Genomic DNA, 15,003 nt, shown 5'->3' on the forward strand with positions numbered 1-15,003 from the left:
TAATTAATGTTCAGTTGATGATGCAAGTGACATATAAACTATCGTCAGCATCATAAATACGAACGCTTGGAGGGTAATAATTAAGATGTGGAAAATAGCCCACGGTACTGACAACGCCCACTGAATCCAAAATGGCATTAGGGCAATCAGTATGAAAATCAACTCACCAGCATACATGTTACCGAATAGTCGTAAACCTAAAGAGATAGGCTTGGCTATCAGAGTAACAAACTCTAAGATAAAGTTGATGGGTATTAAAATAATTTGTACGATAGGGTTTTTGGCACTAAACGGATGCAATGTTAGCTCGCCAACAAAGCCGCCCAAACCTTTTTCTTTGATACTATAAAATAGAATCAGCGCAAAGACAGAGAATGACATGCCAAGCGTGATATTAGGATCAGTGGTTGGAACAATCTTAAAGAATACATGATGCGGATCATGTCCCATCAATGCGCCGACTTGTCCAGCGAGCATAGGGATGAAGTCAACGGGTAATAAATCCATCAAGTTCATTAAGAATATCCACACAAAGATAGTCAACGCCAAAGGCGCGATCAGCTTTGAGGTACCACTATAAGAGTCGCGCACGTTGTTATCAACGAACTCAACGATCATCTCAACCGCAGTTTGCAGCTTACCCGGCACGCCTGAAGTGACTTTTCTAGCGACCATCCAAAAGATGGCGCAGAAAACAATACCGAGACCAATTGACCAAAGCATAGAATCAAGGTGGATCGCTTTAAAGCCCATTAATCCTGCTTCTTCGGCAGTATAGGCAACTTTCCAACCTTCGCCCGGCAGATAGCCGTACGTCCAGTTCGTTAAGTGATGAGAGATATAGTCTGTGGTTGTTTGCTCGCCTGCCATAATATAAGCTTCTTATTAGTCAACGATTTACTCAACTACCAAAAAATACGGTTGCTATCTGATGAGTTCTCTAGCGCTTCTTATATCGGCATTACTTAAATGCAGATATAAGAAGCGACGCTAAAGCACCTCTGTAAGCAATAACATCCAACCCATAGTTCTGTTACTTATGCTAAATTTGCTAGCTGATGATAAATTTTAGCTATCAAAAAAGGGCTTATCATTATTCATTAATGGCCCTTTAATGTATGCGGTAAAATATCATCTATTGTTTGCTTCGCCCGTTTTGTCACGATAAACGCTTAATACAGCGATCGTAAGCAAGATATTTAGCCGCCTATATTAATGCAGCGTTGTATTAGTGTAAAGTCAATTATGACTTTTTTATCTACTGTATGAATAAGTTAGCTATGAATCGCCTTAAACCACACAGCTTTGCATCGATAATTAAATTGTAAGCATTTAATTATCAAGGGTAATAAACGCTCCCCTACCCGCAAATAACTGCGTATATCTTTATATCGAAAATTTATATCACAATTATCACTGCTATTTTAAGGTAATGATTATACTGCAACTTGCTAAAACCAGTCATAGAGAAGTTGGACAGCAGGGTGACGAGCTCAGTGCACTCAATGGGGCAACTATAAAATAGCTATCCTCTATCTACACTAGCGTATATGCCACAACATCCAACTGTGACTAATTTGCATTACCATAAAACCGATGAACAGCGCAGGCGCCGATAGGGGTTGTACGGTAATAAAAATTAGTGCGAAACCAAACACGGTCAACAGCCATTTAGCCATCTGACCCCGATAAAGCTGGCTCACAATATGTAAGCGCGCGCGATAACCGGTATACCAAAAGATAAAAAAAGCAAAAACTGCTTGGGTGGCAAAACTCAGCAAGGCACCAATAGCGGTACTTTTCGCTACGGTAAGCTCACTATGTAGCCATATCGTATCTATCATCCAAGCAATAATAATTAGGATAAATAATATCCATGCTTGGCGCTTGAGATAGATGCCAATTTTATCTTTTTGTGTGCGTTTAGCAGGCTTGGTCATTGATATTCCTATAGCCCTACAACATGGGAATAATGTAGCTCGCTTGCGAAACTTTTATCCGCGAGTAGCTCACCATATAGGCGTTATCTTTCAACCAAAATAAAACGCCCTCATTATAAGGAGCGAGTGCCTTTTAAGCAAGTAAAATATCCCTTTTATCAAGTGTTTGCTGGTTTAGTAGCGAAAATCTCTCTACATAATCCATAAAGCAGAGCTAATACGTCAGCAATCAGCGTTTTTATATTATCAGCTGAGAGCTAGAAGCGATTAATTTAGTATTGTTTTATTTTCAAAGCGTATCTCTTTCACCTGATTCCTCAAACTCTATCCTTCCAATTTGTTTAGCCAAAAACCATTTATAAAAATTATTTATGATATGCATTGACGGATTTGCTCCGCCATTATCTGCCAACCGCTAATAAAGTCTTTACTGTTACTCATATCTTCAGCTTGAACGGTAGCTTGAACGGGTTGTAGCTTGGCGAGCAAACCTTTGGCAGGTTGGCTTGGCGATACCAAACACATTTTCTTGGCTGGGCGTTGCTCATTGAGCCAGCGTAATTGACTGGCTTTTGGTGCGAGATGATGGTCGGTACTTAAGCTACCAATCAGCTGTAATTTGGCACTGCTTTCCATATATTGATAAGCATCATGATAGGCCCAATACGGTAAAGGTTTCTGCGAATTATTTTGGTTGGTCACCGCCACGGCTGTATCCATCCGCTGGGCAAATTTTTGCGCATTGGCATGATAGAGCTTTTTATATTGTGGATTGGCATGACTGTGTATGACAGCAAGCGCACGGGTAATGGCTTTGGCATTATCAGGATCAAGCCAAATATGGGGGTCTAACGTGCCAGCAATGGCTTTACCTTTTACATCGCGCAGTGGATGACGATTAAAAGCATCAAACTTAAATAAAGCAATGGCATTGGGCGCACTATTTAAACTTGCTGCCAAATTATTTTCTAATGGCTCACCGAACCAAACCACAAAGGTGCTGTCTTGAATCGCTTTAATATCACCAGGACTGATACTGCCATGGTGACCCACCTCCCCTGCTTGCAATAATTGCTTGGCAGGTGGCGATCCTGCAGTTACTGCCTGACTTAATAAAAATAGTGGATAGTTACTCACGCTGACCGTTGCTGCTTGCGCATTTATCGCCAAAGAGCCTAGCATCATTACTACAGTTATCAACAAGCGTTGCGGCTGTAATATTAAGCGCCAAAGTTTATTTATAGTCTTTGTAGCATTGTGATAATAGGCAATCATGCGTCGTCAACCCTGTAAAATAGATAACAATAGTAGAAGTTATGGTTCTTATTAATTTCATTATGTTATACTATAACAATATAGAATTACACTTTTATTTTTAATGCTTGTTATTCTATTTAGTTTTAAGCGGTTTCAATCGCATAAAAAATACGATAATGATGCTTAGCAATCCTCAGTATTTGCTTTATTATTTGACGTTATATTATGTCACCTTTAAATACTTATAGAATGAATACCTGCTTTATAATTTAGATTGCTTTTTGGGAGCTTGTGCTATGCCGACCACCTCATCTACCTGTGAGCATGTGCACGATGTGCAAGATTTTACGCCACACAATGTGACTGAGCGTCTAGAGGCAGCAAAAGAGCAGTCTCGTATACGCGGTGTGCGCTTTACGCCCTTGCGGCAACAGGTTTATATGCTGATATTACAAGCCAACAAACCAGTTGGCGCTTATGACTTAATCACCCAATTACAGCAAATGCGTCTATTAAACAACGATAATGACACTGATGGCGCAAAGAATGTCGCGCCGCCGACGGTGTATCGCAGTTTAGAATTTTTATTAAGCGAAGGTTTGATTCATCAACTGACCTCTATTAATGCTTATGTTCCTTGCTGTCATCCGCGCGCGCAGCATACGGCAGCGTTCTTAATCTGTGAGCAGTGCCAGCGCGTACAAGAATGTAGCAGCTTACCCGTGCAAGAGATGATGAGCTTTGCTGAGCAAGATATTGGCTTTACCGTTGCTCGTAGTGTGATTGAGCTGAGCGGTCGGTGCCAAGCGTGTCAGTAAAACAGCAGCCGTTTTATTAATATGACTGCTTGGCACTTGAGACTTAGCTTTGCATAGTTGCCTCTTGTCATTATTTATTACCAAATTTATTACCAAGCTAACAGTTGTCAGCCTATGAGCCTGTCTACCTCACCATCTAATCAATCCTCAACTGCTAATATGAGTGGTCACACGATGAATCATGCCAGCAAGTTGCTGAGCTTAAATAATATCAGCTACCATATTGGGCAACAACGCTTACTATCGCATATCAATATCGATATTGCAGTCAATGAAACTGTGAGCCTTATTGGACCTAATGGTGCTGGCAAATCAACGCTCGTGAAGCTAATTTTGGGGCTAATTAACCCTACGGAAGGTCAAATTAGCACTTATGAACCATTGAAGCTTGGCTATGTACCGCAGCGCTTTGCCGTACCGCCAATTTTGCCGTTACGCGTATGCGATTTATTAGCGCAAGCAGACAAAAAGCGCTTAACGGCTGAGCAACGTCAGTTTATATTTGATAATTTGTCATTAAGCCATTTGCTCTCACGGCAGATGCTGCATCTGTCGGGCGGTGAGACCCAGCGAGTATTGTTGGCGCGGGCATTATTAGACAAACCCAATTTATTGATTTTAGATGAGCCGATGCAAGGGCTTGACCCTGATACTGAAGTGTGGCTTTATCAGTTTATTGATGAATTACCAGAATTTTTGCAGTGCGCCATGCTAGTGGTGTCGCACGATTTGCATTGGGTGATGAAAGGCAGTCGACGGGTAATTTGTCTGAATAAGCATATCTGCTGTGAAGGTCAGCCAAGCGAGCTTGCGATTAGCAGTGAATTCCAAAAGCTGTTTGGACATCATTACGAGCAGCCATACGTCCATCAGCCACACGCCTGTGAACATCATGCACCAAGCGAAATATGATAGAAAACAGAAAACCTAGCTAATTAAGACAAAAAAATGCCTTGTGGCCCTTTTTATAAAAATTTTATGGATACTTATTATGACTGCTTGGTTAGCCATCATTGCACCTGCTTGGATTGCTGGCAGTATTTTAGCGCTGCTCTCTGCACCCTTAGGGTGTCTAGTATTGTGGCGACGCATGGCTTTTTTTGCCGATGCTTTGGCGCATGGGACATTGCTAGGGGTCGCACTGGCGGTATGGTGGCAGTTGCCAATGGGCATTGGCATTGCGCTGGTCAGCGTTATGGTGGTACTAGGGTTGGTACTCATCGATGATGAGCGTTTGCCAGTCGATGCAGTGTTGGCAGTGGTTGCGGTATCGCTACTTTGTTTAGGGTTATTGACTTTAACCCAACTTACCGATCAGCAAGCCAATGTATTAGGCTTTTTATTTGGTAATCTACTTGAGCTTGATTGGGCTGACTTGCCATTGATTGCTGCTAGCACACTGGTGGGATTGGGATTACTGATTTATATATGGCCAGCGCAAATAAAGCTCGCTACTCATGAAGCGTTAGCGCGTATTCAAGGCATTAACCCAACGCGGCAACGATTGTTTTTCATGGGCGTATTGGCAGGGTTTTGTGCGATTGCCTTGCAAGCGGTTGGTAGCTTATTAATTAGCGGCCTATTGGTATTGCCAGCTCTCACTGCGCGCCTATACTCAGCATCGCCAAAACAAATGGTGATTATAGCGCTGATCACCGCTCAACTTGGCGTGACACTAGGTGTTTGGGGCAGTATTTGGCTAGATATTCAAACTGGACTTTCTATCGTATTGATTTTAGCCATGCTATTTTTCGCCGCCTTGATTGTCTCAAAACTCATATCAGCAAAGTCAATAATGGCAAAATTTTGGTCGCCACGTCGTTAGGTCATTGTATCGTCATAGCATTAGATTAGAATAGTTTGTTGCTGTCATACAGTTGATTTACTTTAAAAAAACACAGTGCCGCTAGGATAGATTTTTCGAAGCTTTTTTCAAAGCTTATTCAAATGCGAAACACAAAGTAGATGATGAAAAGTTATACCAATAACATGTGATTAGTCGCGTTCTGACAGCGTTCCGACTTTACTGTGCTTTGATTGTATTTTAAGTATGAATTTTGATTTTGAACAGTCTATAGCTATTATAGCAGCGGCACTAATCGACACGGCAAAGATATTTTCTATCTTTTATAAAATTTTATTTCATCAAAATTGCTAAAGCTTTCAGAGGCATTATGTTGTAAACTTTCCCTAATACTATCAACACTATAGTTAAATACGTCTACCACCAAACGAGCGGTGTATAAACAAGCTTTATATAGGATTGGATGATCGCTTTTGATGATTGCTCTTATAGTATAAAGCTTCATTTTATTAACATGAGACATAAATACCAGACAAGTAATAGTCGCTCATTTATCGCTACTCGTTTAATCGTATTACCTTATAAAAATGTTCATTGATTCGATGAGGGACTGAATCCAATGCTAAGCTATCCTGCCAGTACCATCAGCACGCCAGATGGACAGGTCAACGTTTTACAAATAACTGATTTGCATTTATCATCGCCTATGCCTGCTGCTGAAAACAGTAGTGAGGTGTCTGTTTGTCAATACAGTTTTGAAGCGATTGTCAAACAAGCATTAAGCAAAGAGCTTCGCTGTGATTTGATCCTTGTGACGGGCGACTTGGTCAATAAAGTGCAGTCAGCTATTTATGATCTTATCTTTGAGGTATTGCAGGAAACCGGTATTCCTTTTGCCTGTATTGCAGGCAATCATGACGTAACTGATGAGATTGGTGAAGATTTACCATTTTTCCAGCGAGAACTCATTGCTAGGCCTACTGACTCACGTTTGCTGAGTCGGCATATTATTGAAACCGACCATTGGCAGCTACTTTTATTAGACTCCTCCATTACAGGCAAGGTAGAAGGTGAGGTTACGCCGACCGACATTGATTGGGTATTTAAGCAGCTAGATTCTTGTGATAAGCCAGCGCTCATTGCTCTACACCATCACGTGTTACCGGTAGATTCTGCGTGGATTGATAGCCATATGGCTAAGAATGCAGATAATTTTTGGCAGCATATCTCAGCGTTTGAGCATTTAAAAGTAGTCATTCATGGACATACTCACCAAGACCAAATGCGCCACTATCAAGGGGTCACCGTTTATAGCACGCCCTCTACCTGCTATCAATTCAAGCCTTTTGAGGATAATTTTGCTTACGATAAAAACGCGCGCCCAGGATATCGTTGGTTGCAATTAGCCAACAATGGAAAGGTTGCAAGCTGGGTTGAAAGACTAGATACTTGACGACCAGTTTTATTGGCTAGGATTTGTCTATCGCTTGACTACCCTTTGTCTATAATAGGGCATATAAAAATGGGGCATCTGTATTTTATAGCGCTAGCTGATTTTGCTTGATTCAATATGAAATGGCTGGCACAGTACAGGTCTATATCTATCTTAACAATCGCTTTCTCGCTTTTGCCATCAGCGATTTAGAAGCAGCACTATCAACGATGAAATGCCATAAAAATACGTACGGTCTAAGACTTAATTAGGCAAAATTATAATAGCTAGGATGGCTACATTGACCACAATCTAAGTTTTCGCAGTCCGTGATTTGTTATTTTATTTAAGTACGACCATTTAAATAAAAATATTTATGACAATATACTTGACCATTGATATGCCGAAATCGGCATATCGAGATAACCATCTTAATTAGATCAACTGTGTTACTAAGTGGTAAAACGTTTTATAAAGGGACCATTTATAGCGTTTGGTAAATTGATAACGTCTTGTCTGTCGACAGGTCGTTTTATTGGATTAATTTGAAAAAGTAGGATACCCATATGAGCACCCTGACCACGAATCCAAGTGATGTTAAGTTTACGCCTTATGCACCTGCCAAAGACGAAGAATATATGTCTGATGAGCAGTTAGCGCATTTTAAGGCTATGTTATTAGACTGGAAGCATCAGCTTATTGGTGAAGCTGATCGCACCAAGACTTATATCCAAGATGAATCGAGCGCCATGCCAGATATTAATGATCGCGCCACTCAAGAAGAAGAGTTTGCTCTGACTTTGCGTACGCGTGATCGTGAGCGCAAACTCATTCGCAAAATCGACAAGTCTATTTCAGAAATCGAAAATGACGATTATGGTTTTTGCGAGACCTGTGGCGTAGAGATTGGCCTGCGTCGTCTCGAAGCACGCCCAACGGCGACTCAGTGCATCGACTGCAAAACCTTGTCTGAGATCAAAGAACGCCAAAATCAAGGTCATACCTAAACGCGCGCTTACACTAGCTATCAGTAAAACCATAATAAACACGAGCGACCATATATTGGTCGCTCGTTGCGTTTTATAATGGCAATTTCTCATGCCCTTTTATGCTTGTTGACGAGTTACCAACAAAATAGAGCTATTTGATAAATATCTTTTTATCATCATTTTCTTTATTCTATCTATATATCCCTTGGTTCAATAACTGGCTATTCCAAAAACGTCTAACCTCTCTAGATTAAAAACCCTATGCCAAACATCTCTTTGCCAAATACTTCTTTACCAATTAATAAACCTCTACCACAGCCTATCGGTCGTTTTGCGCCTTCACCCACAGGTGAGTTACATCTTGGTTCGTTAACGACAGCGCTTGCCAGCTTTTGTCACATCAAATCTATCGGTGGTAAATGGTTATTACGTATGGAAGACACCGATACGGAACGCTGTGATAGACAATTTACTGAGCAGATTCTTATCGACTTAGAGATGCTTGGGCTAAACTGGGATGGTGATGTTATTTATCAATCTGAGCGCATTGATATTTATAATGATTATGTCTCTTCAGTGCTGCACCCGCTGACTTATGGCTGCCAATGTTCACGTAAGAGCTTGGAACACTACTGGACGCAGCAAGAAGAACAGCACGCAACAGTTATGAACACGGAATTCTTAACAACTGAGTTGCCCTCTATGAAGTCCTGCCAAGTACAACCCAATAGACAGCGCTATCCACGATTCTGTGTTAATGCTGATCTGAGTCATGAACAACATAAGCTACGAATACAGTTACCAGACTATAGCATTGGCTTTAAGGATGGCATTCAAGGCGTACAGTGGGATAATCCACAGCAGACTTTAGGGGATATGGTGGTTCGTCGCCAAGATGGTATGATTAATTATATTTTGGCCGCCAGCCTTGATGATGGCTTACAACAAGTAACCCATATCATGCGCGGTTTGGATATTTTACCAATGACCACGGCTCAAATTAGTATCATGCATGCCGCGCGCTTGCCTGCTATCGAGCATTGGTATCATTTACCGTTGATATGCAATCCTGACGGTCAAAAGCTATCTAAGCAGAATCTTGCCCAGCCTATTGATACGCGTGATCCAAGTAAGCTGATTGCTCATGCTTTACAACTATTACAGCAGCCTGCGGTCGATCATGACACGCCAGTACTCATGCTCAATCAAGCGATTGCACAATGGGATAACGTACCATTACAGGGTATACAATCGTTAAATATGCCTAACATTTAATAAAAAAAGCGCCGCTGCTGCGACGCTTTAATATATTTACTGATTATCAGTTTATGATCAAAATGCTCAAATAGTTTAGTAATAACGACACTGGCTTTTTTCGATCTCAGGGCTTTCTTTGTAAATCTTTAGCAGCACCGCCACCATCACTAAGCTAATCAACATCGATGAACCACCGTAACTAAAGAAAGGCATCGTCAGACCTTTGGTCGGAATCGCACCCATATTCATCGCGGCATTAATAATTGTCTGCGCAATAAACACCACAGCGATACCAAAGGCGGTATAGCTCATGCGCATCTGCCGACGTTTTAGCGCATTATAGCTGATACGCATTGCACTACCGATAATCAACGCCTCAAGCACTAATATCATCGTAACGCCAACAAAGCCCAACTCTTCACCCGTAATCGCTAATAAGAAATCCGTATGCGCCTCTGGTAAATGCGATAATTTTTGTACGCTTTCACCATAACCGACACCAGTAAACTGCCCACGACCAAAGGCAATCAAGCTACGTGCCAGCTGATAATCCGTATCTTGGACATCATCGAAAGGATCCAAAAACGACATCACCCGCACCAATCGGTATTGTACGGTCGCGACCATTAACACCGCCCCACCGACGGCGACCGCACCCAAGGCTATAAATTGCTTGTAGGGTGCACCAGCAATATAGAAGATAGCAAAAACCATTCCAATGATAACCACAAAGGAGCCAAAATCTGGCTGCGCTAACAGCAGTACAGTTATCAGCCCGACCACTAGGGCAATCCTCAAAAAGCCATCCCAACCATTACGAACCTCAAATGAGCGCCGTACCACAAAGTCTGAGACAAACACAATCATCACCAGCTTTGCCAACTCTGCTACCTGAAAGTTAAAACCTCCCAAGCTTAGCCAGCGCTTAGAGCCATTAATGGGCGTACTAAATAAGGTGGCAACCAGCAATGCCCCGGTGATGGCCAATAGCATAAACTGAGTTTCAGTTTTATATAAATTCTTTAGGGACACAACACGATAAGCAATACCTGCGACAGCCAGCCCAATACTCATGTAGAGTAGCTGATTATTGAAGAAATGCAGTTCTGTCATGCCGCGACTGAGCGCAAAAGGAATAGAAGCCGAAGCAACCATCAATAGACTCAGCACCAACATACAGCCGACGCTCGATAATAAAATGGCGCGCGCTGATGGCATAGAAAGAATACCATCTGAACCGGTAGCTTGCTGAGATTGAGAAGATGAACGAAAAATAGAAGAGAGCGCCATAATTTTATATACACTAGCAAACGAAAAAACACGGCGTCTATAGAAACGCCACCGTTTAAAAAATATGAAATAGATTTTATTAAATAACTAACAGTTCAGTATCGACAAATAACACTTTATTCAGTGCTCATAAGCTCACTGGCTGCATTTGTCACAGCCTTCACTGCTTATGTTTGACAGTAGCAGCAATTTATAAGCAAAACAATCATTTATCAAAAAAATGCAGATCGTTGTTACGGTTATAAATTGCGCGTCACATGATGTTGTCATACAGCCTTTTATGATATGACACCTTATATCATCTTACAACACCGCGTCTGATTGTCTGACAAGCTGACTAAAGTGCTCGCCACGATCGACAAATCCACTAAATTGATCAAAGCTGGCACAAGCGGGTGACAATAACACAGCTTGTACTTGCGATAAACTACTTGCAGTCACTTGCTCAATTGTTGCAAAAGCGCCTTCTAATGTCTGGCATTGATGTAGTGTCACATCGTCACTGAGGCCAGCTGCCCGTAAATGCTGCTCAATCTGCCGACTATCCTCACCAATAAAGAGTAATTGACTGACGTATTGATTAATAAAAGGAGCCAATTCGCCAAATTGCTGACCTTTACCTTGACCACCTAAGATTAATAACAGCTTACCGTCTTTTAGGGCATAGACCGCACCTAACCCTTCGACAGCCGCCATGGTTGAGCCAATATTGGTGCCTTTAGAATCATTAAAGTAATCAACACCAGCGACCGTAGCGACGTATTGACAGCGATGCTCAAGCCCTGCGAACTGCTGCAAAGTGTTCAGCATGCTCTCAAGCGGTAAACCTGCGAGCTCACCAAGTGCTAAAGCCGCCTGAGCATTAAGCAAATTATGACGACCTTTAATTCGTAGCTTATCCGCCGATAGTAGACGCTCTGTACCTCGTGCGAGGTAAGTCTGCCCTTCAATATCAGTAATAAGACCATACTGACCTTTATCAGGCGCATGAATACCCGTGCTCAATCGCGGTAAATTATCCGACACCAGTGGACGGGTCAAAGCATCTTCACGATTAATGACCACTGACTTAGCCCCTTGAAAGATACGATGCTTAGCTTGATGATAGCCGAGCATATCACCGTGACGGTCTAAGTGATCAGGCGACATATTAAGAACTGTTGCGACCTGCGCCCCTAAGTTTGTCACAGTCTCTAGCTGAAAACTTGATAGTTCAATAACGGCCAGCTCCATCTCGGTATTCGTCAGCAGACTCAGTGCTGGTACGCCGATATTACCGCCAACTCCCACATTGACACCGGCATCCGCCGCCATTTGACCGACCAATGTAGTCACGGTGCTTTTTGCATTAGAGCCAGTAATCGCGATTATCGGTACGGTACAGGCGTCACAAAACAGCTGAATGTCGCTGACTACCGGAATATTCGCCTCTCTGGCCGCGCTAATGGCTTCGTTATCTAGAGAGATGCCAGGACTGATAATAATCCGTGCCGCTTGTTGCAATAAATCGGTATCTATACCACCGAACTGTCTGATTTCAACAGCGGCAGGCAATTTGTCTGCTAAAGTGGGACTAGCCTGATTATCAGTAATAGCGACTCGATAGCCTTGCTCGGCTAAATAATGTGCTACCGATAACCCCGATTGCCCCAAACCGACCACGACTTGCAAGCCATTACCCTTGTGAATCAAGGTTTCCATTACGGTGTTAGCGGTCATATCTTTTCCTTCTGGTGGACGAGCAAAATGCTATCAAGCAAATAAGCACTGTTTAAGCAGGCATGATATAAACTGCCCTTATGTAAAAACGCACTACATATAGTCAGTTCAAAATAAAAAAGATACGATTGTAATAACGTGCTATTGGCTATAAATTTTTCTTGTTTGCTGTTCGCAAGCGTGACAGAGGCTGCAAAAATTTATAGCCAATAGCACTGTATCGTTTTTAAAATAAATCTACTATACCTTCTGAGTGATACGCGGCAGATGGATAGCATCATAGCGGTATCGCTCAGATTTCGGTACTGGTTTTTCAATACACTTGTTTTTCAATGCACTGGTTTTTCAATGCACTGGTTTTTCAAAACGTTGTGCTATTATGCGCCTGTTTTTATATTGAGTGGCTAATGCTATAATAGCTGGCCTAACAATAACCGCTAATTTGACTGATAATTTAAATCAGCCTTCAATCTAGCATTTTAGTTTAGCATGTTGTCACCCTTATCATGCTATTGTCATCTTTCTTTAGCAACGATTCATATGGTGATAATGGTATGACAGGCAACTACTTGCAGATACTTTTGCGCTTTTGTCTGCCAGATTATTTATCTTCTTCTATCGCAGCACATCATTGCGGGCACGTATTCATCATTTTAAATACTTTTTAGATATTTTCATCATAGTTACTATTGATGATTGTATTTGCGATACCGTTATAAATGTCGCTAGCTATCATTACTACTTATCGGTACTACTTATCGGTACTACTGATTTTTTCGTTTTGAATAACCAATAGCTTTTAATAACTAATGATAACTGTGCCAAGTAGCATTAAAAAATAACCGAGAGCGCTTATCATCGCAACGCAATCATTCTATCACTGAATAATGATTGCTTTTTTTGTCTCTAACCCTATGCAGTTTACTTATGACATCTTTTTTTGGTAGTTTGCGTGAAGAGTGGTTTTCCAATATTCGTGGCGATACATTATCAGGCTTGGTGGTGGCACTGGCTTTGATTCCAGAAGCGATTGCCTTTTCTATCATCGCCGGTGTCGACCCAAAAGTAGGACTGTATGCCTCATTTTGTATCGCCGTTGTGATCAGTTTTGTCGGTGGACGTCCGGGAATGATTTCGGCTGCGACCGGAGCGATGGCACTGGTTATGGTTGATTTGGTCGCCGAGCATGGTCTGCAGTATTTGCTTGCGGCCACCTTATTGTGTGGTGGCATTCAAATCGTTATGGGAATCTTAAAACTCGGTAATTTAATGCGTTTCGTTTCTCGATCCGTAGTCATTGGTTTTGTCAATGCGCTGGCGATTTTGATATTTGCCGCGCAGATACCAGAGCTTAACCCCATGACTGAGCGTGTCGGTATGACTGTCTATATCATGACTGCCGCAGGTTTGGCGATTATCTATTTATTTCCACTGATTCCTAAAATTGGTCGCGTCATTCCTTCACCACTGGTTTGTATTGTGGGATTGACTGCGGTAGCCATGTATATGAATCTTGATATTCGTAACGTGGGTAGCATGGGCGAGCTGCCAGACTCGTTACCGATGTTTTTGTTGCCGGATATTCCGCTTAACTTAAATACTTTGTTTATCATCGCGCCTTATTCCATCGCACTAGCCATTGTAGGTTTATTAGAATCGATGATGACGGCGACCATTGTAGATGAGTTGACCGATACGCCAAGCGATAAAAACCGCGAGTGTCGTGGTCAAGGTATTGCCAACGTGGTCTCAGGATTCTTTGGCGGTATGGCAGGCTGTGCCATGATTGGACAATCGATGATTAACGTCAAGTCTGGTGGGCGTACTCGTTTATCAACGCTCATCGCCGGTGTGGTGCTGCTGATTATGGTGGTATTCTTGAGTGAATGGGTCAGCCTAATACCGATGGCAGCGCTGGTCGCGGTCATGATTATGGTCTCTATCGGTACCTTTAATTGGCAGTCTATTCGTGAATTTAAGACGCATCCAGTGTCATTTAATATCGTTATGCTGGCGACGGTATTAACCACGGTCTTTACCCACAATCTAGCGTACGGCGTCGGTGTTGGTGTGCTGCTATCTGCGTTGGCTTTTGCCAACAAAATCGGTCAATTTTTAACCATATTTAGTGAATATGATGACGATAGCAATACGCGTTACTATTACGTTCAAGGACAAGTATTCTTTGCTTCAACGACACAGTTTTTACAAAGCTTTGATACTAAAGAAGCATTAGACAGCGTGCACATCGATGTCAGCCAAGCGCACTTTTGGGATATCAGTGCGGTTGATACTTTGGACAAATTAGTCATACGTTTGCAGCGCGAAGGTATCGATGTCAAAGTAGTCGGACTCAATAGCGCCAGCCGTACCCTTATTGACCGTTTTTCTATTCATGATCGCCGCGATATTGGGCTACTGGATTAAGAAACGCTGCATTTTGTTATCAAGCTGATATAAACGCCTTGTTTATTGATCAGCAGTTATATTGGTATAT

At 42.1% G+C, this 15,003-nt stretch carries 12 protein-coding genes; 7 read left to right on the top strand and 5 right to left on the bottom strand.

Going from position 1 to position 15,003, the window contains the following annotated elements; all coding sequences use genetic code 11:
* Positions 1-3 precede the first annotated feature (3 nt).
* The 3 genes from atpB to DABAL43B_RS13225 all read right to left on the bottom strand — a co-directional run bounded on the left by atpB (position 4) and on the right by DABAL43B_RS13225 (position 3,215).
* Positions 4-870 (bottom strand): F0F1 ATP synthase subunit A, encoded by an 867-nt coding sequence (gene atpB / locus DABAL43B_RS13215; RefSeq protein ID WP_079692822.1) that lies wholly within the window; start codon positions 868-870, stop codon positions 4-6.
* Between the two features lie 671 nt (positions 871-1,541).
* On the bottom strand, positions 1,542-1,940 hold the full coding sequence (locus DABAL43B_RS13220; protein WP_079692823.1) for an ATP synthase subunit I: 399 nt from the start codon (positions 1,938-1,940) through the stop codon (positions 1,542-1,544).
* Positions 1,941-2,309: 369 nt separating this feature from the next.
* Positions 2,310-3,215 (bottom strand): metal ABC transporter solute-binding protein, Zn/Mn family, encoded by a 906-nt coding sequence (locus DABAL43B_RS13225; RefSeq protein ID WP_079692824.1) that lies wholly within the window; start codon positions 3,213-3,215, stop codon positions 2,310-2,312.
* A 278-nt stretch (positions 3,216-3,493) separates the two neighbouring features.
* On the opposite strand from DABAL43B_RS13225, the gene DABAL43B_RS13230 reads away from it, so the two are divergent.
* The 6 genes from DABAL43B_RS13230 to gluQRS all read left to right on the top strand — a co-directional run bounded on the left by DABAL43B_RS13230 (position 3,494) and on the right by gluQRS (position 9,515).
* Positions 3,494-4,015: a Fur family transcriptional regulator gene (locus tag DABAL43B_RS13230; RefSeq protein WP_079692825.1), complete on the top strand. Its 522-nt coding sequence runs from the start codon at positions 3,494-3,496 to the stop codon at positions 4,013-4,015.
* A 174-nt stretch (positions 4,016-4,189) separates the two neighbouring features.
* A complete protein-coding gene (locus DABAL43B_RS13235; protein WP_227516797.1) occupies positions 4,190-4,927 on the top strand; it encodes a metal ABC transporter ATP-binding protein in 738 nt (245 codons plus the stop codon).
* A 79-nt stretch (positions 4,928-5,006) separates the two neighbouring features.
* Positions 5,007-5,840, top strand: coding sequence for a metal ABC transporter permease (locus tag DABAL43B_RS13240; RefSeq protein ID WP_079692826.1), 834 nt, complete (start codon positions 5,007-5,009; stop codon positions 5,838-5,840).
* A gap of 598 nt (positions 5,841-6,438) precedes the next feature.
* Positions 6,439-7,272, top strand: coding sequence for a metallophosphoesterase (locus DABAL43B_RS13245; RefSeq protein WP_079692827.1), 834 nt, complete (start codon positions 6,439-6,441; stop codon positions 7,270-7,272).
* 545 nt (positions 7,273-7,817) lie between these two features.
* Positions 7,818-8,258, top strand: a complete 441-nt coding sequence (gene dksA / locus DABAL43B_RS13250; RefSeq protein ID WP_011514645.1) for an RNA polymerase-binding protein DksA — start codon at positions 7,818-7,820, stop codon at positions 8,256-8,258.
* Between the two features lie 243 nt (positions 8,259-8,501).
* A complete protein-coding gene (gene gluQRS, locus DABAL43B_RS13255) occupies positions 8,502-9,515 on the top strand; it encodes a tRNA glutamyl-Q(34) synthetase GluQRS (RefSeq protein WP_079692828.1) in 1,014 nt (337 codons plus the stop codon).
* A 75-nt stretch (positions 9,516-9,590) separates the two neighbouring features.
* On the opposite strand, the gene ftsW is transcribed toward gluQRS, so the two are convergent.
* Complete coding sequence (gene ftsW / locus DABAL43B_RS13260) at positions 9,591-10,787, bottom strand: putative lipid II flippase FtsW (protein ID WP_227516698.1); 1,197 nt, start codon at positions 10,785-10,787, stop codon at positions 9,591-9,593.
* A gap of 303 nt (positions 10,788-11,090) precedes the next feature.
* Complete coding sequence (gene murD, locus DABAL43B_RS13265) at positions 11,091-12,506, bottom strand: UDP-N-acetylmuramoyl-L-alanine--D-glutamate ligase (RefSeq protein ID WP_079692829.1); 1,416 nt, start codon at positions 12,504-12,506, stop codon at positions 11,091-11,093.
* A gap of 927 nt (positions 12,507-13,433) precedes the next feature.
* Here murD and DABAL43B_RS13270 point away from each other — a divergent pair.
* On the top strand, positions 13,434-14,933 hold the full coding sequence (locus DABAL43B_RS13270) for a SulP family inorganic anion transporter (protein WP_079692830.1): 1,500 nt from the start codon (positions 13,434-13,436) through the stop codon (positions 14,931-14,933).
* The last annotated feature ends 70 nt before the right edge of the window (positions 14,934-15,003 follow it).

Source organism: Psychrobacter sp. DAB_AL43B (assembly GCF_900168255.1).
In the GTDB taxonomy this organism is placed as follows: domain Bacteria; phylum Pseudomonadota; class Gammaproteobacteria; order Pseudomonadales; family Moraxellaceae; genus Psychrobacter.